This is a genomic window from Brevibacillus centrosporus (genome assembly GCF_046622605.1).
Classification (GTDB): domain Bacteria; phylum Bacillota; class Bacilli; order Brevibacillales; family Brevibacillaceae; genus Brevibacillus; species Brevibacillus centrosporus.
Genome location: NZ_CP176856.1, coordinates 3819975 through 3840570 on the forward strand (window position 1 = coordinate 3819975; position 20596 = coordinate 3840570).

At 50.8% G+C, this 20596-nt stretch carries 22 protein-coding genes and 1 other annotated feature; of the genes, 9 read left to right on the plus strand and 13 right to left on the minus strand.

Features of this window, described 5'->3' with window-relative positions:
• Positions 1-147: 147 nt before the first annotated feature.
• Both ACLIN2_RS19255 and ACLIN2_RS19260 read right to left on the minus strand, forming a co-directional pair.
• On the minus strand, positions 148-2298 hold the full coding sequence (locus ACLIN2_RS19255; protein WP_328211163.1) for a DNA topoisomerase III: 2151 nt from the start codon (positions 2296-2298) through the stop codon (positions 148-150).
• 124 nt (positions 2299-2422) lie between these two features.
• On the minus strand, positions 2423-3565 hold the full coding sequence (locus ACLIN2_RS19260; protein WP_411501857.1) for a DUF2515 family protein: 1143 nt from the start codon (positions 3563-3565) through the stop codon (positions 2423-2425).
• A 50-nt stretch (positions 3566-3615) separates the two neighbouring features.
• On the opposite strand from ACLIN2_RS19260, the gene shc reads away from it, so the two are divergent.
• Positions 3616-5526 (plus strand): squalene--hopene cyclase, encoded by a 1911-nt coding sequence (gene shc / locus ACLIN2_RS19265; protein ID WP_174769274.1) that lies wholly within the window; start codon positions 3616-3618, stop codon positions 5524-5526.
• Here shc and ACLIN2_RS19270 read toward each other — a convergent pair.
• Positions 5517-5705 carry a hypothetical protein gene (locus ACLIN2_RS19270; protein ID WP_373863281.1) on the minus strand — a complete coding sequence of 63 codons (189 nt, stop codon included), beginning with the start codon at positions 5703-5705 and terminating at the stop codon, positions 5517-5519. The genes shc and ACLIN2_RS19270 overlap by 10 nt on opposite strands.
• Positions 5706-5865: 160 nt before the next feature.
• Between ACLIN2_RS19270 and ACLIN2_RS19275 the strand changes: the two genes are divergently transcribed.
• From ACLIN2_RS19275 to ACLIN2_RS19300, 6 genes are all read left to right on the plus strand, one after another.
• Positions 5866-6117 (plus strand): spore germination protein, encoded by a 252-nt coding sequence (locus ACLIN2_RS19275; RefSeq protein ID WP_092267792.1) that lies wholly within the window; start codon positions 5866-5868, stop codon positions 6115-6117.
• On the plus strand, positions 6114-6356 hold the full coding sequence (locus ACLIN2_RS19280; RefSeq protein ID WP_400586698.1) for a spore germination protein GerPB: 243 nt from the start codon (positions 6114-6116) through the stop codon (positions 6354-6356). The genes ACLIN2_RS19275 and ACLIN2_RS19280 overlap by 4 nt, the downstream gene beginning before the upstream one ends.
• Before the next feature lie 32 nt (positions 6357-6388).
• The gene (gene gerPC, locus ACLIN2_RS19285) at positions 6389-7030 is read left to right on the plus strand and encodes a spore germination protein GerPC (protein WP_411501858.1); all 642 of its coding nucleotides are present in this window, start codon (positions 6389-6391) and stop codon (positions 7028-7030) included.
• Positions 7020-7208 carry a spore gernimation protein gene (locus tag ACLIN2_RS19290; protein ID WP_411501859.1) on the plus strand — a complete coding sequence of 63 codons (189 nt, stop codon included), beginning with the start codon at positions 7020-7022 and terminating at the stop codon, positions 7206-7208. Before gerPC ends, ACLIN2_RS19290 begins: the two co-directional genes overlap by 11 nt.
• A 92-nt stretch (positions 7209-7300) precedes the next feature.
• Positions 7301-7675, plus strand: a complete 375-nt coding sequence (locus ACLIN2_RS19295; RefSeq protein WP_411501860.1) for a spore germination protein GerPE — start codon at positions 7301-7303, stop codon at positions 7673-7675.
• 35 nt (positions 7676-7710) lie between these two features.
• Entirely contained in the window at positions 7711-7926 is a 216-nt protein-coding gene (locus ACLIN2_RS19300) for a spore germination protein (RefSeq protein ID WP_092267788.1), read from the plus strand.
• Positions 7927-8039: 113 nt separating this feature from the next.
• Here the strand turns inward: ACLIN2_RS19300 and ACLIN2_RS19305 are convergent, their stop codons facing one another.
• Both ACLIN2_RS19305 and ACLIN2_RS19310 read right to left on the minus strand, forming a co-directional pair.
• Complete coding sequence (locus ACLIN2_RS19305; protein ID WP_328211161.1) at positions 8040-8654, minus strand: Hsp20/alpha crystallin family protein; 615 nt, start codon at positions 8652-8654, stop codon at positions 8040-8042.
• Positions 8655-8749: 95 nt separating this feature from the next.
• Positions 8750-10147 (minus strand): LCP family protein, encoded by a 1398-nt coding sequence (locus ACLIN2_RS19310; RefSeq protein ID WP_411501861.1) that lies wholly within the window; start codon positions 10145-10147, stop codon positions 8750-8752.
• Positions 10148-10368: 221 nt separating this feature from the next.
• Here ACLIN2_RS19310 and ACLIN2_RS19315 point away from each other — a divergent pair, with 221 nt between their 5' ends.
• Together ACLIN2_RS19315 and ACLIN2_RS19320 are read left to right on the plus strand one after the other, a co-directional pair.
• Positions 10369-11286 carry an NAD(P)/FAD-dependent oxidoreductase gene (locus ACLIN2_RS19315; protein ID WP_092267786.1) on the plus strand — a complete coding sequence of 306 codons (918 nt, stop codon included), beginning with the start codon at positions 10369-10371 and terminating at the stop codon, positions 11284-11286.
• A gap of 28 nt (positions 11287-11314) precedes the next feature.
• Positions 11315-11788 carry an NUDIX domain-containing protein gene (locus ACLIN2_RS19320; protein ID WP_411501862.1) on the plus strand — a complete coding sequence of 158 codons (474 nt, stop codon included), beginning with the start codon at positions 11315-11317 and terminating at the stop codon, positions 11786-11788.
• A 66-nt stretch (positions 11789-11854) separates the two neighbouring features.
• Here ACLIN2_RS19320 and ACLIN2_RS19325 read toward each other — a convergent pair whose 3' ends face one another.
• The 8 genes from ACLIN2_RS19325 to ACLIN2_RS19360 form a co-directional block, all read right to left on the minus strand.
• Positions 11855-13243 (minus strand): MFS transporter, encoded by a 1389-nt coding sequence (locus ACLIN2_RS19325; protein ID WP_122959552.1) that lies wholly within the window; start codon positions 13241-13243, stop codon positions 11855-11857.
• Between the two features lie 15 nt (positions 13244-13258).
• The gene (locus ACLIN2_RS19330; protein WP_411501863.1) at positions 13259-14377 is read right to left on the minus strand and encodes a mandelate racemase/muconate lactonizing enzyme family protein; all 1119 of its coding nucleotides are present in this window, start codon (positions 14375-14377) and stop codon (positions 13259-13261) included.
• 15 nt (positions 14378-14392) lie between these two features.
• On the minus strand, positions 14393-15166 hold the full coding sequence (locus tag ACLIN2_RS19335) for a TraR/DksA C4-type zinc finger protein (RefSeq protein ID WP_122959554.1): 774 nt from the start codon (positions 15164-15166) through the stop codon (positions 14393-14395).
• 154 nt (positions 15167-15320) lie between these two features.
• Positions 15321-18104 (minus strand): isoleucine--tRNA ligase, encoded by a 2784-nt coding sequence (gene ileS / locus ACLIN2_RS19340; RefSeq protein ID WP_411501864.1) that lies wholly within the window; start codon positions 18102-18104, stop codon positions 15321-15323.
• A gap of 49 nt (positions 18105-18153) precedes the next feature.
• Positions 18154-18402: a binding site (T-box leader), on the minus strand.
• A gap of 56 nt (positions 18403-18458) precedes the next feature.
• Positions 18459-18944: a DivIVA domain-containing protein gene (locus ACLIN2_RS19345; protein WP_122921918.1), complete on the minus strand. Its 486-nt coding sequence runs from the start codon at positions 18942-18944 to the stop codon at positions 18459-18461.
• A 99-nt stretch (positions 18945-19043) separates the two neighbouring features.
• Positions 19044-19817: an RNA-binding protein gene (locus ACLIN2_RS19350; protein ID WP_411501865.1), complete on the minus strand. Its 774-nt coding sequence runs from the start codon at positions 19815-19817 to the stop codon at positions 19044-19046.
• Between the two features lie 26 nt (positions 19818-19843).
• The gene (locus ACLIN2_RS19355) at positions 19844-20110 is read right to left on the minus strand and encodes a YggT family protein (protein ID WP_092267779.1); all 267 of its coding nucleotides are present in this window, start codon (positions 20108-20110) and stop codon (positions 19844-19846) included.
• A gap of 29 nt (positions 20111-20139) precedes the next feature.
• Positions 20140-20559, minus strand: coding sequence for a cell division protein SepF (locus ACLIN2_RS19360; protein WP_092267778.1), 420 nt, complete (start codon positions 20557-20559; stop codon positions 20140-20142).
• Positions 20560-20596: the final 37 nt, after the last annotated feature.

Sequence of the window (20596 nt, forward strand, 5' to 3'; positions counted from 1 at the left end):
TTTCCTCCTTCAGTACCTTCACTGGATAGTACGGCTATTGTCGGTAGCCGAACTTCTCTATACATGTATCTACGATAGTTATTCAAGTAAGTTTCAAGATTGCACGCTCAAAATAGAAAAATACTTTGGCAACAGACCCACCTGCTGTCATTCCCGGTGGACCTTTGCCTTTTTCTCCTGCTCATCCCAGATCAGATAGGCATCAAATTTGTCTTTGCCCTTCTGAAAGCCCTTGATCAAATTACTCTTGCCGGTTTCCATCACTTTTTTGATCATGGCGGCAGAGATTTTCTTACCCATGATCGTTTTGGAGACGGTCACACTGCATTGGCTCTTCTTGTAATTGGCACAGCCGTAAAAATCGCCTTTGTCGACGAGATCACCGCCGCACGCTTTGCAGGTAGCCACTTTCGAGCCCAGGGTAAACTTGGAGGCTTGCTTGGGCATCGAGGATACGTCGTAGCTCTCCAGCTTCCACTCGCGAGACTGCTCCACGGCATCCTCAACGATTTTGTGGGACAGCTTGCGGACCTGCTCCATGAAAGCTTGCGCGGACGCCTCCCCTTGACCGATCTGGCCAAGTCTTTGTTCCCAGCGAGCCGTCATCTCCGGTGAAGCCAAAATCTTGTCGCCAATGACATCGATGAGAAGCGTGCCTTTTTGGGTGGCAAACACTTGGTTTTTGCGCACCTCGATGTATTTGCGTTCTTTGAGCATGTTGATGATCCCTGCACGCGTAGCTTCCGTACCGAGTCCCTCTGTCTTCATCAGGACTTTTTCCAGCTCCTGATTGTCCAGATGCTTGCCGGCTGTTTTCATCAGCGTAATCAACTGGCCTTCCGTGTAGCGTTTGGGCGGCTGGGTCTTGCTTTCCTTTGCTTCGACCTTGCGTACCTTTCCCGTATCACCTTTTGCCAGAGGTGGCAGGATCGACTCTTTGTCTTCTTTATCCTCATCAAAGAGCACTTCCCGCCAGCCAGCGCGGATCTGCACCTTCCCTTTGCTGATAAAAACGGCTCGTCCATCGACCAAAGTCGTCAGCGTTGTGTAGTCAAACAAGGCGCTTTCATAGTGAGCAGCGATGAGGCGACGGGCGACGAGGTCGTATATTTTCCGCTCGTCATCCGGCAGCCTGGAAATATTCGGCACCTGCTCTGTCGGGATGATGGCATAGTGGTCCGTGACCTTTTTCTGGTTGACGTAGCGACGATCCTGCGCGATTGATGTCTTTGGTGTCGGAAAGCTAGCCTGGTAATCCGGCTGCTTGGACAGCTTGGACAAGATTTCCGGAAACGTCTTGGCTTCCTCTGCTGTGACGAAAGCGGAGTCCGAGCGAGGATACGACAGCATGCCTTTCACGTACAGCTTTTGCGCGATCTCGAGCGTCTTTTGCGGCGAGTATTTAAACAGCTTGTTCGCAGTTGCCTGCAGCGAGGAGAGATTGAATAAATAAGGCGGCAAAAATTCCTTTCGCTCGGTCTCTACCTCATGCACCTGAGCAGGCTTGTCCTTGCAAAAAGCAGCGATCCGCTCTGCCAATGCCGGATCGTTGATGCGCGATTCCCCCTCGTTGTGCCAGACCCCATCATAGCGCTTCTTGTCCACTTCAAAGGTGGCCTTTACCTCCCAGAACGGCTCTGGCTTAAAGGAGGCGATTTCCTTCTCTCGCTTGACCACCAATGCCAAGGTGGGAGTCTGTACGCGGCCCGCAGAGAACACATCGCTGATCCCTTTTTGCTTCAACAAAATGGTGTAGACTCGTGAAGCATTCATCCCGACGAGCCAATCCGCACAGGAGCGGCTGTAGGCTTCGTAATACAGATTGCGGGTCTCTGTCTCATCGAGCAGCGATTCAAATCCCGCCGTCACTGCCTTTTCCGTCAAAGATGAGATCCACAGGCGTTTCATCGGTTTATGGACACCGCTCTGCTCCACGATCGTCCGAATGATCAGCTCTCCCTCACGCCCGGCATCGCCCGCGTGAATGATGCCTTTTACTTCGGAGCGCCTGAGCAGCTGCTTGATGATCCCGAACTGCTTGGCTTTGGAGCCCATCACCTGATGGCGAAAGGATTCCGGGATGAGCGGCAGCGTTTGGATCGACCATTTTTTCCAAGCCGGATTGTACGCCTCCGGAGGAACCAGCTCACAGATGTGTCCGACTGCCCAAGTGAAAAAGGCGCCTTTTGGAAAAAGCCGGTTTGGATGCACTTCGAGATAGCCCTGTTGTTTTCTATGTGGAAACGGACTGGCGAGCTTCATGGCCTGGTCCGGTTTTTCTGCAATGACGACTTTCATAAACTTCCTACTCCCTACTGTTGCAAGTATTTCTGTGATTGCGGTGGTCACAAAACATTCGTTCCCTTTCCTATTTTACTACAACACTCGCCGAAAGAAGAGGAAATCATTTCCTTATCCTTGCTTATGTGCCAAAGATTTTTCCCCGTGCGATGACCGCAAGCTCTATTTTTTCCAGCGTGCGGCAGTAGACTTCGCCCATGGAAACCTGCTCTTCTTCTGGCAGAGACGGCAATCGCAGCAATGAGAGGACATCATGGCTACGGTACCAGTCCTTCTCCATTGGCTCAGCGTGTTCAACCTGCTTCCATGCCTGCTGTAGCTGGGGGGAGTAGAGCGGGCTCATTTTGCTCCTCAGCTGGCAGTTTTCCACCCTCCTCTGATGCGGCTTTCCTGGAAGTCCCTCCTTTATATCGTGAAACAGATGCGGCCAGAAGTCTTTTCTCGATCCTGTGTGAGGCTGCCTGGACGCCCAAGCAAGAACAGACGCGAGATTCTTTTCTTCACGAAACAAAAGGACATACAATCGCTTGCCCAGCGATATGCGTTCAAGCAATGACGCGAAATGCGACACACTTTCTCCAACCAATCGCAGCGGCCTTTTGTCTCCTTGGCACGGAAACAGTATTTGGTTGAGAGAAAGCAGCTCCTGAAAGGTAAAGGGCAGCGTGTCGAGAACCGTTTTTTTGTAAGACTCGTTCTGCATGACCTGCACCTCTAAATGCTGCTGCTCGTTTACGATCAGACCAGCTGCCAGAAGCTCACAGTCTCCTGCTTTCCAGAAGTGATTCCAGAGAGCTTGGGTAAACACAGAGACCTGAAATTGGGGCAAGAGGTGAAAAAGGTTGGTCTGTCTGCGCACACTTTCTTCATACAGTAACAACTGAGGGTAAACGTCTCGAAAAATCAGCCAGTTTCCGCGTTCAAGAAAGAAAAAATAGTCCCGCTGTTCCTTGACCGAAAGCAAACGCGGGAGCAGCTCCCCGCTTAAATCCGTCATGCTCCAGCCTGCGTTTCTGGAAACCAGATGAGCCAAGAGCGCCCAGTGAATCTCGGTATGCTTCTGGTAATAGTCCAGGTACGCGCGGGTTCTTTCGACATTGTCCACGTTTCGCACGTTTGTCTGCTCCCATATGTCCCTCACTAGCTGTTTTTCACTGGCGGACAGGTCAGCGGCTTTTGACATGTCCTTTTTTCTGGCGATGACCTGTTTGATTTCTTTGGCAAGGGACAAAAGAGGTGGATCGACCATCCAAGACCAGTTCAAAGCAGTCCCTCCTCTCTCCTCATGTCCCCAAGCATCTGGAGGTGAAACAGTTGCGTGAAGTATCTGCAGAAATCCAGCGCATGCAAACGATCTTGCTTCAAAAGCAAGCACAAGACGGTTCTTGGCGGTTTTGTCTGGAAAGCGGTACACTGACGGACACTCACATGATCATCCTATTGCGCACTTTAGGGATTCATGATGAAGAGTTGATGCTGGGACTGGCCAACCGGATCGCAGGCAAACAGCAGCCGAACGGAGCGTGGAAGCTGTACACGGATGAAGCCGATGGAAATCTCTCTGCCACGATCGACTCGTACTTCGCCCTGCTGTTTTCCGGCTATTTGAAAAAAACAGATCCCCGTATGGAAATGGCCAAGTCCTTCATCCGCGCCAACGGAGGGCTGAACGAAGCCAATATGCTGACGAAAATATCGGCAGCCTTGACAGGTCAGTATCAGTGGCCTCAGCATTTTATGGTGCCCGTCGAACTGACCTTGCTCCCGCCCACCTCTCCCCTGAGCTTCTACGATTTTGTAGGCTACGCTCGCGTCCATCTGGCACCGATGATGATCTTTGCCGATCGGAAATACGTCTTCCACAATCCAGCTACTCCGGATTTATCCGACCTGTACGTCGGTCCTGCCATCTCGCCTGGTATTTATCCTCATCGCCGCATAGAGCAGTTCGCCAAGGATGCGCAAGGCTTCCTCGCGTCTATTCACAGCTTTGTACGTACGCTGCCATTTCTCCCGAGTGTGCTCCGCGAGGTCTCTTTGCGCCGTCTGGAAACGTACATCCTGGAGCGGATCGAACCGGACGGAACTTTGTACACGTATTCGACTTCTACTTTTTTGATGATTTTTGCCTTGCTGGCACAGGGCTACCCTCTTCAGCATCCCAAGATCACGCACGCCATGCAGGGTTTGCTGGCTGCGGTTTACCGCACGAGTGAAGACGCTCATCTCCAGCTCGCTACCTCAGCAGTCTGGGATACGGCACTGCTCACTTATGCCCTGCAGCAGTCCGGGATTGAGTCCTCCCACCCATCCCTCCAACGCTCCCTTAAGTACCTGCTAGGAAAGCAGCAGACAACTTATGGCGACTGGAAAATTCGCAACCCGCACGCTTCTCCTGGAGGCTGGGGCTTTTCAGATCAGAATACGATGAATCCCGATATCGACGACACGACAGCTGCCCTGCGCGCCATTTTCGCGCAAGCAAAAGCAGACCAAGCCACAGCTGCTGCCTGGAAACGAGGCCTGGATTGGCTCATGACCATGCAAAACGACGACGGTGGATGGCCTGCATTTGAAAAGAATACGAACTCAGCTGTCATTTCGCAGTTGCCGATCGAGGGCTCAGATACAGTGAGCACTGACCCCTCCTCCGCGGATCTGACGGGCCGCACACTGGAGTTTCTCGGCAATTATGCGGGGATTCGCATGAACCATCCGCAGGTGCAAAAGGCAGTTCACTGGCTCCTGAGCGAGCAGCGACCCGATGGCTCCTGGTACGGCAGATGGGGAATCGCTTTTCTGTACGGGACGTGGGCAGCACTAACCGGCATGATGGCAGTAGGTGTGCCTGCAGACAGCGAGGCCGTGCAAAAAGCCGTGAACTGGCTGATTCGACAGCAAAATGACGACGGCGGATGGGGAGAGTCTTGCAAGAGTGACGAGAAAAAATCGTATGTGGCCCTAGGTGTGAGCACCCCCTCCCAAACCGCCTGGGCCGTAGATGCCCTCATCTCTGTTTTTCCCAAGCCTCCGCCTGCTGTGGAGCGAGGCATTCAGTTTCTCCTTCAATCCAAGGATCGCCATGATTGGACGACTGCCTATCCGACCGGCGGAGGAAGACCTGGGGGCATTTATTTTGCTTACCACAGCTACCGGTGGATTTGGCCGCTGTTGGCACTCAGTCATTACCGTGACAAATACGGGACAAATCAACCTTATTCGTAATGTTTGCGAATGGGCAGCTGCTTGCTGATGATCAAGGAGTCTGCAGGTGTATCAAATACCGTTGAGCTGATGATTTCCTCCGTATCCCCAATCAGGACGATGGAGGATTGGGAAACGCCATCGCAGTCAAACTCCCCGACCTCTATTTTTTTGTTATGGACGGTCATTTTCAGTTCCATCTCTTTATCTCCTCTTCTTCATAGGGAATGAGCACGTTCAGCGGTGTGCCTCATTCAGCTTATGCCTACGCCCATCAAGAGGTGGCAAAAACAGATATGAACACCCACTAGACATTCACATACAATACAAAAAGGATTTCTCCAGAGGGGTGAGGTACTTGTGCCTGCAATCGTGGGAGTCATCAATGTCAACAGTATCAGTGGTGTCTTCAACGTCGGGGATGTCCGCAAAATTTCTCCTGTAAGCTATGCCAAAACCTTTGCTGGTGGAGGTTCTTTTAATTCCGGAACGACATTGAACGTGAGAATTCCACGCAGTGTCGTTTATGTGAATGATACGAATAACGATGATTGGCCTGCATTTGTCCAAGATTTGCGTGAGCCAGCGCCCAAGGGACGGGATTGCCCATGAATTTTATTGTCCATCAAAACATTACGATCCACACTCTGAAAATCGATGGTCTTACCAACTCGTCCGTCTTTCAAATCGGGAGTGCGGGTGTCATTAAACCTTTATCACAACTATACAACTCAGGCGGTTTTACGGAGCGAGCACCGGAAGCAACCATCGAGCCGGGGGAAGAAATGGAACGTGAACGCCCCCGTCCCGATATGTTTGTCCCGCTCATCCCCTTAGTGGAGCCCAGGTGAGTTTCGTTACATTTGTCAGAAGATAGGTAAGGATGATCGGTATGTATATGGGTCCAGAAATGATGCAGTACTTTCAGCAGCTTCACGAATATTTGCAAGCACAAAACAAGCATATGGAAGCGATGAAAAAGCTGATTGAAAAACTGAACCAGGACATTAACGAGCTTAAGGAAAAACAGGTTCCTCCCGTCATAAGAAATGAATACAAATTTGATCTGCTAAAGGTCGAACGTCTGGAAGGCACCTTAAATATCGGTTTGAATCCAAAAGGTGCCGATGCTGGCATGGGGGAACTGTCCATTCCTGGCCAATCGCCAGAGGAACGACCCACTGCCGGAACAGCGGACACTCCCGCTTTTCATCGCGTCCAGCAGGAAATATACGATTTTCTTGGGCATGACGCGTACCAGGTACTCCAACGTATCGAGGAAGAAGCCGGTTTTCCCCTCGATGACACGTATCGCGCCTTTATCATGGATGACATCAAAAAACAGATTGATCCCCGCATTCGCTACTATTTGAAGCAGTCCGAAGCGGAAGGCTGGGAGCCCGAGCATATCGACGCTGTCTGCCAACGAACGATTCAAAAGGTCAAGCGCGATATCGAACGAACTTGTGAGTCCTTTATTAAAAATTTGCCGCGTGGAGGGATTGACGGCGGTCATGATCTATAAAGTGATCAATGGCGAAATCCGCGTCGGAGCTGTAAATATCATCAACCTTGCCTCTGCAGCCTCTTTGTTTATCGGTGACTGCAACTCTATTGTCCTGAAAACCATCAATGAGACCCCGCCGGAGAGCTACATTGTAGGCGTGACACAGCCAGAGGAGACGCCAGAACCGACGCCATAAGAATAGCCAAGCGAAAATCCGAAGACTGCATGGGGATGACAGCCCGCCTCCTCTCTTATCCTATGGCTTCAGGAAAAAGGAGAATGTGGATCATGAACAGCAGAACGAGCCATGTCCATTCCTTAACCAACATTTCCATCGACTCGTCCTCCGTCCTGCAGATCGGCGATTCCCAAAAGGTGGAGGCCCAATCGTACATCCTTGCCGTACAGCGGGATAAAGTCATCTTTTTTGAAAACGAGTTTCTGTTTCGGGACTATGTCGCTTTCTGTGAGCCATTTCCTTTACCTAGCGATTGCGAACCCATTACGACTAGTACCTTTCATGAAAATCCTTCGATCCGGGTAGATAAAGTGAATGTCAGCTTCGCCGCCGCATCCGCGGTTATTCACATCGGTTCGAGCGAATGTGTAGAAATGGAAACGCGCGTTAAAAATATACGGCATTTGGTACGGAACAAGCGCTAGGTAGAGGGTGGCGAACGTGAAAGGAGGAGATATCGTTGCCTTCCATCATCGGTGCAGTCAATATCAACAGTAACTCGGGAACCGTCAACTTTGGAGACACCCTCAACATATCTCCTAAGAGTGCGACCAAGACGTTTTCCGGTTCTGGCGGTGGCAATACCGGCAACCTCGTCAACACTGTAAACGGGGCAAGCTCTACAAACACGCTCGATCCCAGCGTGGTGGACCAACCTCTCGTCGGGAATATTTAAAGCAGTGTTAATGGCTAGCATTAGCACTGTTTTTGTCTGATTGTGTACGAGCCTACAATAGCTGCAGATAGTAGAAAAAAGGCTGCCAAGGGAAACTGGCAGCCTGGTACAGATTATAAATTCGCCCGAAACGTCGCTTTTCTGTCATGAGGTGAGCCATCCCTTGGCAAATACAGCTCCAATAAGCCATCCTGATAGTGTGCCTTCATCCCTTTTGCACTGACCGAAACCGGCAGCTCGATTTGACGGTTGAAGGTGCCGTATACCCTTTCCTGCTGAATGCAGAACTGTGCCTGCGGATGTCGCTTGATCGTCCCTTTTATCTCCAATGTCCGCTGCTCCGTGAGCGTGACCTCCAAGCTGTCTCGGGCAAATCCGGGCAATTCGCAGCAGACAATCACGAGCTGCTCCGTTTGATAAATATCGGTAACCGGAAAAGCATCGTGATCGCTCTGATACATGATCACAGGCGGCTGTTCCTTTTCCCTCTGCTTCTCTTTTTGCTTTTTCCTCGTTTTCGAAATGGTGGGGACTGCCTCGCTCACCTGCGTAGTCGCCTGAGCCGTGGACTGCCCCGTCAGGTTTACGAGGTTTTCCCAAAAGTTCGTGTCCAATAGCTGATTCATCTGGCTTAATGCCTGCCAAGGATTCTCCTGGTTCATGCTTAGTTTGGACAGACTTTCAGATGTTCTTTGCAATTGTTTCATGGTCTCCTGCAGGTTTTTCATGACGCGCACACCCCTCCTTCCCATCAGCAGGTCAGGAAATCCAATGAAGCGATCGGTCACTCCTGCAGTATATGTACGATTGCCTAAGGAAGGTGCTACACCCCGCCTTGAGACGCTCCTTCTCCGCTTTCAACGGGGGCAGGCGGAGCTAAAATATCAGGCGGTGGCATGTCAGGGGAGTACGGCTGCTCTTCTGTGCCTTCCTGGCCGTTTCCTGGTCCATCTGACGTCCCATCTGGAACCAGATTCGTCGGATCGACATCGCTGTTTGCAGGCGTTGTCGGCTTCGTTGAATTTGGCTTTTTGTCAGGCTCTTTAGCAGGGGTCGCAGGAGAAGCAGTCTGTACTGTTGCCGCTGGCTTCGATGCCGGTTTTGGCTGATTCTTGATTTCGGCCTGTGCCACCTCTACGACGGCCGCATCACTTAATTTTACCAAATCACCCTTTTTCTCCGATGCCATCTCTGCCTGGAGGGTTGTGCGAATCGCCCCCATATTCTCCTTTGGCCAAAGAGTGTACGGAGAAATCCAAACCGCACCATTATCCAGTGACGTCATTCTTTCAGAGGAGATGGTGCCAAAATCCATCGCCAATCCATTGATTTGATCCTTGGACAAATCGGTCCGAATATGCTTGCCTACCGTTTCCAAGACAGCGGTCAGGCTCGAAATACCATCGACGGAAGCCACTTTGTCTGCAACAGCCTTGATCACCTGCTGTTGTCGTCTGTTCCGGTCAAAGTCACTGGAATTGTAGGCAGAACCCCGCTTATCCAAGCGATGACGTACAAAACCAAGCGCCTGCTCTCCATTCAATACCTGTGTTCCTTTTTTCAGGCTCCGATAAACGCCTTCTTGCGGAAGCTCATAAACCAGGTCTTTGTCGACATCGACCTTAACACCGCCTAGCTTGTCGATTACAGCTGTGAAGCCCTCAAAGTCAAGCTGGACATAGTGGCCTACGTTTACGCCAAGCATGCTTTCCAAGGTTTTCTTTAGCAAGGTCATCCCATTTTCCGTAACTGTCTGCCCTTTGCTTTCTGCGCGCTTTTTGATTTCTTCTCCCAAAGCAAAGACTTCGTTTATTTTGTGATACCCAGGATAGCCCGGGATTTCTACACGAGTGTCCCGTGGCAGGGAAACCATCGTAAGTTTTTTGGTTACGGGATTGGCGACGGCCACTACCAGTACGTCGGTGTTGAGCATCCCGATATTTTGCCGAGTATCCAGGCCAACGATCACAAAGGAAAGCGATTCCTTTTCTTCGTAGGGCTGCTCTACTTTTGGCTGATCAGGGAGCTGATACGGATCCTCGGTGACGACCTCCAACGTCTTGTTCCACTGACTGAGAGCATAGCCAGCTCCGGCAGCTACCAGACAAAAGAACAGGCAGCAAAGCAGAAGCACATACATTTTTTTGCTTCGCCGTCCACGCCGTTTTTTCTTGCTTGCCTGGTTGGAAGGAGTCTGAGGTTTTTCCATTTTTGCGGGCACGTTGGTCACTCCCTTTTCGTCGAATTTTGCACAATCGCGGATAAGTTTCCCAAGATTTTGGCAATTCTTGTCCCATTTTACCACATCCTCCCGGCATTTTGTATGACGAAGGAACCTGCTCCCACGTTGCAGCTCGGAACATTCTTGCACTCTGGATACGAAACAGGTAGTCTAAAACTAGGTATATTTGGTACGTAAGAAAAAATCGGGGGGACAAAAGAGTGGAACACGTACAGGTGCTGATCGCAGGCGGCGGCATCGGAGGACTGTCCGCGGCCATTTGGTGCCAACGATTAGGATTATCCTGTCTTCTGGTGGAAAAAGCAGATCATCTCGGCGGACAACTGCTGCAAATCCGCAACGAAATCGTGGACCTTCCTCCCCGCGTTTACGCCAATGGTTCAGCTCTGCTGGATGATCTATTGAGACATCCCGCCATTGATGCCGTGCAGCCGCGACTGGAAGAAGCCATCATTTCCATTGATGTTTCAACTCGCATGGTGAAAACGACGAAATCGGACTATCGCGTAGACTTTTTCATTGCCGCAACGGGTGCAAGTCCCAATGAGATTCCTGCTCTTTCAGGCTGCAAGAAGGTGCTGACGACTTCTTTCTCCACGACGGCTCAGGCAGACATGCTGTCGGCTCAGGATGTTGCTGTCATCGGCGGCGGAGACCGCGCTCTCGAGAGTGCCTCCAATATCAGCAGATTTGCCCGGCATGTAGATCTTCTCGTCCGGAGTGATCATTTGCGGGCCCGCTCCGAGTGGATTGCTCGGCTGGAGAAGCTGCCAAACCTTCGCGTTTTCTGGGAAACGGAAATAGAGTCCTACGAAGCCAGGCAGGATCGAATCGCACTGAGGCTTCGATCTGCTAGCAATAGCCAGCCTGCTGAAATTGTCGTGGACTGGATCCTTCCGCGAATTGGTGTACACGGAAACAGCAGCGTATTTTCTCCACTGGCTACCTTCGGAGATGCTTACCTGAAAACAGATGAATTTCAGCGTACATCCGCATCTGAGTGGATATACGCGCTAGGTGACGTCAGCAATGGCGCACCCTACGCTAGCCTTTCTCTTGCTGTCGGTCAAGCGATGAAAGCCGTCAAACACATTTCGCTGCAAATCCAACAGCCATGAAGCACAGATTAGCAAAGGAGATCTCGTCATGCACGCTTTTCTAGATGACTTCGGCTTGCCAGTCGAGTTGACTTTTGAACACGAGGAATACAGCAACCACGAGGCACGGCATGTTCTTATTTTTCCGTTTTGGCATGGGAAGCTTCTGTTCACCCGCCATCGAACTCGCGGGATCGAATTGCCCGGCGGTAAAGTAGAGCCCGGGGAGAACAGTCTGGCAGCTGCTGTACGAGAAGTGTACGAGGAAACGGGAGCCGTTTTGGATGGAATAGAACGAATCGGACAGTACACAGTCGACCATTCGATGCGAAAAGATATTTACATAGCCCGTGTCCTGGAATACGCCAGCCTCCCCTCCGGTAGTGATGTAGCCGAAACCGTTATTTTTTCACACTTCCCTACCGATGTTAAAGGCGATCCGCAATTTAGCCGCCTGCTTTACGATGACGTCTATCCGCTTGCTCTGGCTCGCGCATTGACTCATCGATTTGCTCAATTCTGACGAAACAGGCACTGCCCGAATCGGCCCCTCCCCTTTTACGGGGTGAGACTGATTGGGAGATGCCTGTTAATTTTTTTCTTTTTCTTTCTGCCCTGACAAAATTCGCTTTAGAAGCTCATCCGGGTCAAACCCGTACTTTTCCACTGCTGTTTCCTTTCTCTTTTCATCGGGTGTAGCCGGCTCGATCCCGAGCAGCTCAGATACCTGTCTCCATCCTTTAGTCTCGGCAGCTTTCTGATCCTGTTCGCCGCCAGCCTGTGTTTGCTGCTGTGCCTGTTTGGGCTTTAGCAAGAAGATCGCCACGACTCCAAAAACGAGGGATAGTCCCGCAATCGACCAAAACATGACCGTCCGTGAAATGTCCAAAAGCCACGTGAAGATGGGGGGGCCGATCGCAACCCCGATGAAGCGGACACCACTGTACAAAGAAGTGATCATCCCCCGCTCCGCTTTTTGCACCGCTCCGACAATCATACTGTTTAAGCAGGGCAAAATGAGCCCCGTACCAGCGCTACCAATTACTAGGATACCGATCAGCGGATATGCCCCTTTTACAAAGCTGGCAAGAACGTAAGAAGCGGAGAGCAGGAACATCCCCACGATGACAAACCACCGCATGAGCCCAAGCTTCTTTTTAATGATCAGGCCCGTCACATATGCAGCGATACTCATGACCAGCAGTGGAATGGCTAGAAAGCCACCCTTGATCACGCCATCAATCTTGTATTTTTCCTCCAACAGGTCTGACAAGTAGAACAGCACGCCAAACAGAGTGAATAAGCAAATGCTCCCGATAAAGAAGGCGGGAATCAGCCATTTCCCATGCTGCTTAAAAACCTGCCCGATAGAGTGAAGGTATTGCTTCACCGGTATGGGCTGTTTTTCTTGCTTCTTTTCTTTCGTCAGGAATAAAAACAACAGCAGCACGACGCCGCAGATAATCGGAAAGGCCAGAAACACCATGTACCAGGAGATCAGGGCAAGCAGTGAGCCAAAAATCGGGCTTAGTACCTTGCCAAGGCCGTTTGACGTTTCCATGAGCCCCAAAGCCCTGCTCTCCGACGCACCATTAAACAAATCCCCTGCCAGCGCCATGGCTATGGGTGCGGTACCCGCCGCACCGATCCCCTGCAAAACTCGCCCTACCATGATGAGCGAGTACGGATCATCCCACCATAATGCGGCAAGTCCTGCCAAAAGCCCTCCAGCACCATACACGACAAGGGAGAGGATGATCACGATTTTCCTGCCGAATCGGTCTGAAAGATACCCGGCAAATGGGATGACAATGCCAGCTGCTATGGAAAAGGCAGTAATGAGCAAGCTCGTCTGCAAAGAGGTGAGATCCATTTTGGCTTTCATGGTTGGCAATACAGGAATAAGCATGGAATTTCCCAACACCATGACCAGAGGGATACCCGTTAAGCCAATCAAGTTTTTTGCATTTTGCGCCATAAGAGACTCCTTCTTCTACGCATAAACGCTGCCATCCCAGCGCATCGCGTTAATAAGCTCCCAGTCCGGCAAAACTCCAATTCCGACTCCTTCCGGGATGGTGACCTTGCCTTGCACCGGAGCTAACGGAAACAACTGTGTGAACGGATTCTCCATTGCATCCCACTCAACGGGCTCGATGGGATCGGCATCCATTTTTGACCATGCCGGAAGACAAGCCTGAGCAAATAAGGTATACAGCCGAGCCAGACTGCCATCAAAAGAATGAGGGGATACCCGATAACCATACTGCCTTGCCAGCTGCAAGTGTGTCCGGTAAGCTTCGATCCCCTCTGTGTGCAGCAAATCAGGCTGCGCTATATCCAACGCCCCAGATTGGTACAGCGGTAAAAACTGAGCGCACTGAACCAGATTCTCTCCGCCCGCAATGGGTACCTGGATAGCTGCCCGCAGCATTCCATACTCCTGCGCGCGGTCCAGCGGCATCGGCTCCTCTAGCCACAGCCAATTGGGAAACTGGGAAAATACCCTCTCCCACTTACGTGCATGAGACGTATCGTAGCTCTGGTTAGCATCCAAGGCGACAAGAACATCCTCTGGCAGTGTTTGCATGAGACGCCTGATATGGGCAAAATCCTCTTGCAATGAGCGCCCTCCGATTTTTACTTTCACCTGTTTATGCCCAGCTGCAACCTCCTGCAGGACCTTTTCAATCGAGCGCTCCCTCCAGTCACTGGCTTCCCAGTAGGATTGAAAAGAAGCGTAAACCGGTATTTGCTGATGAAATTTGCCACCCCACAAATCACAGACAGACAACCCCGCGCTTTTCGCAACGATTTCCGTCAAAGCCATGCTCACTCCCGCTGCCGAGCGCTGATGCCATTTGCTGATGACATCTGTCAGCGCGAGTCGATCTGTTGCCATCTTACCGAGCAAATAGGGAATGATTCGCTCTCGGAAGCCTGACTGAAGCGTAGGGAGCCAATCGATAATTTCCCCCCAACCGTCTATTCCCGATTTGGTAATCACGCGAATCAGAAAGCATGTGCGGTACCGTTTGTAACCATTTGCGTCGCCATACGCTTGTGGAAGCTTATAGAGCAGCGGGTACGTCTCTACACGCTCGATTTGCATTTGTGGTCCTCCTGGCTACATCAAATCGTTTCTGCCTTCCCTCTCTGCCCGCTCATCTTCGTAGTCGTCGTAGTTCAGGTAATTCCCTTTCCCCTCGCCTTTTCGCATATACTCCTCGTAGGTGCCGCTCCGCATAAAGTGAACGCTGTCCTGACCGTGATAGCCATCGATGTCGGTGTACCCGATTTCCTCTACATCTTCTACAAAACCATCTGGCTCATCACTTTCGATGTACATTTCCTTGTAATCGGTCTTGTCGTTATCCACGTATGAAAACGGAGTGCTCGAAGTACCCCATGCCTCTACAATTTGCCACGCATCTTCCCCATCAAAGCCGTTTTGCCCTTCCTTTTCGTCAAGCGAGGTGCGCCCAAAAGGAGGCATCAAAAACTCCTCTTCTATAGGACGGGATTCGTTGATCGTAGGCGCTGGTGCGTGTTCCTTGCAGGTCTGTGCCTGCGGCAGTGCCTCGAGACGCTCCTCAGAAATAGCCGCTCCACAAACGGTACAAGTCCCGTATGTCCCTTCATCCATTCGTGTCAGCGCCTGATCAATTTCCTTCAGTGTCTCCCTGTCCAGGCTATCCAACGCCAAATCCTTTTCCCGCTCGAACAGTTCACTGCCAATATCAGCGGGATGGTTATCGTACATGGCAAACTCCTGCAAAGAAGTCGTCATCGGTTCTCTCATGCCGTAATGGTCCTGCACGCGATCTTCCAGCTCTTTTTTCTGCTCCAGCAGCTTAACTCGAAAAAGTGTCAGCTTGTCTTGGTCCACGCCAGACACCACCTTTGGTTTGGTTTCCTCACGTGGTAGTATGTCTTGGCTTGCACGGAATTAACCGATTTCACGACTATCCCCATAAGTTGACTAAAGACCTTGCTGAAATAAAAAAACCTGCCATTCCCTACAAGGAATGACAGGTCGAAGCTTTTCGTATCACTTATTCTCCAACGTGTGCGTAGTGCTCCTCCACAATGCCCGCGCAGCGTCCGCAGATCGTTGGCAGGGATGGGTTTACACCCACATCAAGCTTCACGACGCGGCAGCGCTCGCATTTGACACCACTTGCTGCAGATACCACAGCGGCAATGCCTTCCAGCTGTGCTGCTTCAGCTGGTGCTGCAGTTCCTTGTGGGTGCAGTTCCACATCTGCCACGATGAACAGATCTGCCAGATCGTCCATCGCCGCCAAGGTTTTCGCCACTTCCTCTGTTTGTGGGTAGAGGGCGAGCTTTGCATCGACAGAGTTCCCAAACACTTTGTTGCGACGCGCTTCTTCCATTGCTTTCAGCACTTCATCTCGGACGTTAAGGAAAGCGTCCCATTTGCTTTCGTCGTCAGCAGAGAAGCTCAAATGCTTTTCATCCGCTTCTGGCATGTCTGTCAGCTGCACACTTTTCTCATCCACGCCTGGGACAAAGCCCCATACTTCATCTGCTGTATGCGGCAGCAGTGGTGCTACCAGCTTCACCAGATTCAACAGGCAATCGTACATCACTGTTTGCGCAGCGCGGCGTTTGAGGCTATCCGGCGCTTCTACGTAGAGACGATCTTTACAAATGTCCAGATAGAAAGCGGACAGATCGATTACGCAGAAATTGCGAACGGAATGGAATACCGTATGGAACTGGTACTCGTCATAGGCTTTGCGTACGCGTTTGACCATTTTCGCTGCTTTTGCCAGAACATAGCGATCCAGTTCACCCAGCTGCTCATAAGCAACGCGGTCTTTTGCCGGATCAAATCCATCCAGGTTTCCGAGCAGGAAGCGGAAGGTGTTGCGGATTTTACGGTAAACCTCTGCGATCTGGCTCAAAATCGCATCGGAAATACGTTGGTCAGCTTGATAGTCTACAGATGCGACCCACAGGCGCAAAATATCGGCACCCAGACTGTTGATGACTTCTTGTGGAACGATGGTGTTCCCCAGGGACTTGGACATTTTGCGTCCTTCTCCATCTAGGGTAAATCCGTGGCTCAGCACGCCTTTATACGGTGCAGTGCCAAATACCGCAACACTCGTGGAAAGCGAAGAGTTGAACCATCCCCGGTATTGGTCGGAGCCTTCCAGATACAGATCAGCAGGCCAGCTAATGCCGCGCTCTTTCAGGACAGATACGTGGCTGGAACCGGAGTCGAACCACACGTCCATGATGTCTGTTTCTTTGCGGAAGTCTTTGCAATCGCATTTTGTGCAAGACAGACCTTCTGGTACGAGCTCATTGGCTTCACGAGCAAACCAAACGGAAGAGCCTTCTTTGCGGAACAGGTCTGCAATATGATTGATCGTCGTATCGTTGATGATCGGCTCGTTGCAGGATTTGCAATAGAAGATCGGGATAGGAACTCCCCATACGCGTTGACGGGAGATGCACCAGTCTCCACGATCAGCGATCATGTTAGCCAGGCGGGTTTCACCCCAATGCGGAATCCACTTCACTTGCTTGATCGCTTCCAGCATTTGCTCGCGGAAACCGTCGATGGACGCGAACCATTGCTCAGTCGCACGGTAGATCACCGGCTTTTTCGTGCGCCAGTCATGCGGATAAGAGTGAGTAAAGAAGCTGAGCTTGAGCAGAGCATTGTTTTCTTTCAGCTTTTCGGTGATCACTTTGTTCGCATCTTCGTAGAAGAGACCTTCAAAGCCCGGAGCTTCGCTGGTCATTTTTCCTTCGTGGTCAACCGGGCAAAGCACGCCGAGGTTGTATTTTTGACCGACGTTAAAGTCGTCTTCCCCGTGTCCTGGAGCGGTATGAACGCAACCGGTACCCGCATCGAGCGTTACGTGCTCGCCCAAGATGAGTGGGGACGTACGGTCATAGATCGGATGCTGTGTCACGACACCTTCGAGGTCTTGGCCTTTGTGGGTGGAGAGCACTTCCACACTCTCCCAACCGATTTCCTTGCTCGCGTTTTCAATCAGTCCGCTCGCCACCAGGAATTTGCGGCCATCTGCTTTCACTACGCTGTACTCCAGCTCAGGGTGCAGCGTGATCGCCAGGTTTGCCGGAATGGTCCAAGGTGTAGTCGTCCAGATGACAACGCCTGTATCTGAATCCAGATGACCTTTGCCATCCACTACCTGGAAGCTGACGTAGATGGAAGGAGAGCGTTTGTCTTTGTATTCAATCTCTGCATCTGCCAAAGCGGTCTCGGAAGAAGGAGACCAGTACACACAGCGCAGACCTTTGTAAATGTAGCCTTTTTTCGCCATTTCCCCAAACACGCGGATTTGGTTTGATTCGTATTCAGGCAGCAGCGTTACATAAGGATTTTCCCAATCGCCGCGAATTCCCAGACGTTTGAACTGATCGCGCTGCTTGTTGATGTAAGACCAAGCATACTCTTCACAGCGTTTGCGGAAGTCGTTTACTTCAATGCTGCGGCGATCCAGACCTTGTGCATTGACAATAGCCTGCTCGATTGGGAGTCCATGTGTATCCCAGCCTGGAATATACGGTGCATAAAAGCCCGCCATCGATTTGTAGCGAACGATAAAGTCTTTAAGGATTTTATTGAGCGCATGTCCAATATGGATATCCCCGTTTGCATATGGAGGGCCATCATGCAAAACAAAAGAAGGACGTCCAGCGGTACGTTCCTGTACAAGTTTGTAAATATCCATCTCTTCCCAGGCAGACTGCATTTGCGGCTCCCGGTTTGGCAAGTTGCCGCGCATCGGGAAGTCCGTTTTTGGCAGCGATAAGGTTTTGCTGAAATCCATGGCTACATTCACTCCTTAAAAATATAAAAAGCCTTCACTCATCCCCCAAAAAAGGGACGAGAGAAGGCTCCCGTGGTACCACCCAGATTGAACGATCGTAATAAAGATCGTTCCACTTGTATCATTCGTAACGGGAATGACGCGCGCACTTACTCCCCTGCCTGTCATTTCCCTGGCAAGATTTCGGCTATTGAACTCCCGGGTGATTTTCTGTGGGTGCATCTCGTCAGGCTCTCACCTATCCCTGACTCGCTAGGCAGTGCAATGCTCACATACTCGTCCCGATCATCGTCGCTATCACTATGACAAAGTTGTTTTTCATTATAGTACCATCATCAACAGAACGTCAATGTTTTATTCAACAGCAACCGCTGAATCAGCATGCTCGATATCATCCCATGCTCCGTTTTCCAGCATCTCCAGCTGAGCTTCCAGCAAAGTGCGAAAACGCATGCGGTAAACAGACGCACGTTTTTTCAATTCTTCGATTTCGATTGCGATTTTTCTAGACTTAGCCAAGGCTTCATTTACGATCCTGTCCGCATTTTTCTCGGCTTCCTTCAGGATCAGCTGTGCTTCCTTACGAGCATTCGACTTGACGTCTTCTGCCGTTTCTTGGGCTACCAGAATCGATTTGCTCAGGTTTTCTTCCAAGCTCTTATAATGATCCACACGCTCGTTGAGAATAGCGATGCGCTCTTCCATTTCTTTCTTTTCTTTAATCAGGAGTTCAAAATCCTTAATGACCTGATCCAAAAATTCATTTACTTCGTCAATGTTGTATCCGCGAAAGCCAGTACTGAATTCTTTATTGTGTATATCCAACGGCGTTAAAGGCACATGAACCCCCCACTTTTCCCGATAATCATAGCCATTCATTTCGACAGGATCAGCTGTATATCCTGCCGTATTTTGCAAATTTTTGTGGTCTCCTACAGCTTATGTGACCAGTCCCACAATCATGCGAATCCTGCCGCTGCGTGTCGGGCCAGCTACTTCCAGTATTTTAAATCGCCCAAATCCTGCCATAGAGACCATATCGCCCGCCTTCAACGCATAGGATGGGTCCTCGAGGACTTTCCAATTCACTTTTACTTTTCCACCCCGGATGGGAACCAATGCTTTCGCTCGGGACAAATGGTGTACTTCCCCAATGATCGCATCCAGTCGCGGGGATGGAACCGTGATTGTTTTCTCGGTAAACCGCGGCGCAGGCGGGGTGAAGTCCTCCCAGGAGACTCGTTCAAACTGCACAGAGGTCCTGTGAATCTGTGTCACCTGTGTGCAAACGTAGTCAGCTACCTCTTCCGCGACAATCGCGTAGCTGCCTGCCGCATCTGTCAGCATGTCCCCGAACTTTTCCCGCTTCATTCCCGCATTGAGCAGCGCACCCATCACATCGCGGTGCTCAAAGACGTGAAAGCGCTGATCCGCAACAATTCGCAGCAAAGTCAGACGATAGTCTTCCATCTCCACGGGCATGTAATCCGGGTGGATGATTACCCGCACCCTCTCTGCATCCTCATAGCCGCCATGAGGTGTCACAGAGACATCCTGTACCTGCGAGGAGAGGCTTTGAAAGATTTGTACTTGCCTTGGATCCAGAAAATCAGTAAGGCGCATGGCCTGCTTCCGCTCTACCAGCGTCAGCATTTCCAGCGCCCGTTCTACAAAGGGACGTTCTTCTTTTCCAAAGTGATCAAATATACTCATACATTCACTCGCCTAAGCTATTTTAGTTAGTATGCAAGTTTTGTCAGGATCGAGAACAGTCCGTATGAAGCAAATCGCAAGGCGATCAAAGCCACAATCGGCGAAATGTCGATGAATCCCAGTGAAGGAATAAAGCGACGGAATGGAGCCAAATAGGGTTCAACCAATCGCTCCAGAAGCTGTCCGATTCCTGTCTCGCGCATTTGCGGTACCCAGGACATCAGGATGTACGCAATAATCATGTATTGATAAACCGTGAAAGCAAAATCCAAAATCGTCAGAAGGTAACCCATTCCCTCACCCTTTTTATCGTCGTTGGTTCCTATTCTTCCATTACGCTGGAAATTGTACCCTGGATGTCTACATGGTCAGGCGTGCAAACAAAAATGGTATCTCCCACTTTTTGAATATCGCCGTTCAGCGCGTAGACCGTTCCACTTAAAAAGTCAATAATCCGTTTCGCTTGATCCTTTTCCACGCGGTGCAAATTCACCACGACAGGTCTGCGATGCCGAAGATTATCTGCGATGTCTTGTGCATCACTGTAGTGACGAGGCTCACAGAGGATCAAACGAATGCCCTCCTTTTCCCGTGCTTGAAAAGGAACCACGTTGTTCGCTCTGCTGGCAAGTTGCCGCTTATTGGAAGAATCGTGTTCCTCCTGTTCTTCTTCGATTGTTTCTTCGACGTACTCTTCGTTTTCCAATCCCAGGAACCCCATCAGCTTGTTCATTACACCCATGCCCTTTACTCCTCCTCTCTGCGCTGTTACCCAAATC

What these genes read in the sequence shown, in the direction of transcription:
- ACLIN2_RS19255 (WP_328211163.1), bottom strand. Translation starts at nt 2,298, where the DNA reads ATGAAAGTCGTCATTGCAGAAAAACCGGACCAGGCCATGAAGCTCGCC.
- ACLIN2_RS19270 (WP_373863281.1), bottom strand. Translation starts at nt 5,705, where the DNA reads ATGGAACTGAAAATGACCGTCCATAACAAAAAAATAGAGGTCGGGGAG.
- ACLIN2_RS19280 (WP_400586698.1), top strand. Translation starts at nt 6,114, where the DNA reads ATGAATTTTATTGTCCATCAAAACATTACGATCCACACTCTGAAAATC.
- gerPC (WP_411501858.1), top strand. Translation starts at nt 6,389, where the DNA reads ATGATCGGTATGTATATGGGTCCAGAAATGATGCAGTACTTTCAGCAG.
- ACLIN2_RS19290 (WP_411501859.1), top strand. Translation starts at nt 7,020, where the DNA reads ATGATCTATAAAGTGATCAATGGCGAAATCCGCGTCGGAGCTGTAAAT.
- ACLIN2_RS19295 (WP_411501860.1), top strand. Translation starts at nt 7,301, where the DNA reads ATGAACAGCAGAACGAGCCATGTCCATTCCTTAACCAACATTTCCATC.
- ACLIN2_RS19305 (WP_328211161.1), bottom strand. Translation starts at nt 8,654, where the DNA reads ATGAAAAACCTGCAGGAGACCATGAAACAATTGCAAAGAACATCTGAA.
- ACLIN2_RS19320 (WP_411501862.1), top strand. Translation starts at nt 11,315, where the DNA reads ATGCACGCTTTTCTAGATGACTTCGGCTTGCCAGTCGAGTTGACTTTT.
- ACLIN2_RS19325 (WP_122959552.1), bottom strand. Translation starts at nt 13,243, where the DNA reads ATGGCGCAAAATGCAAAAAACTTGATTGGCTTAACGGGTATCCCTCTG.
- ACLIN2_RS19330 (WP_411501863.1), bottom strand. Translation starts at nt 14,377, where the DNA reads ATGCAAATCGAGCGTGTAGAGACGTACCCGCTGCTCTATAAGCTTCCA.
- ileS (WP_411501864.1), bottom strand. Translation starts at nt 18,104, where the DNA reads ATGGATTTCAGCAAAACCTTATCGCTGCCAAAAACGGACTTCCCGATG.
- ACLIN2_RS19350 (WP_411501865.1), bottom strand. Translation starts at nt 19,817, where the DNA reads ATGAGTATATTTGATCACTTTGGAAAAGAAGAACGTCCCTTTGTAGAA.
- ACLIN2_RS19355 (WP_092267779.1), bottom strand. Translation starts at nt 20,110, where the DNA reads ATGGGTTACCTTCTGACGATTTTGGATTTTGCTTTCACGGTTTATCAA.
- ACLIN2_RS19360 (WP_092267778.1), bottom strand. Translation starts at nt 20,559, where the DNA reads ATGGGTGTAATGAACAAGCTGATGGGGTTCCTGGGATTGGAAAACGAA.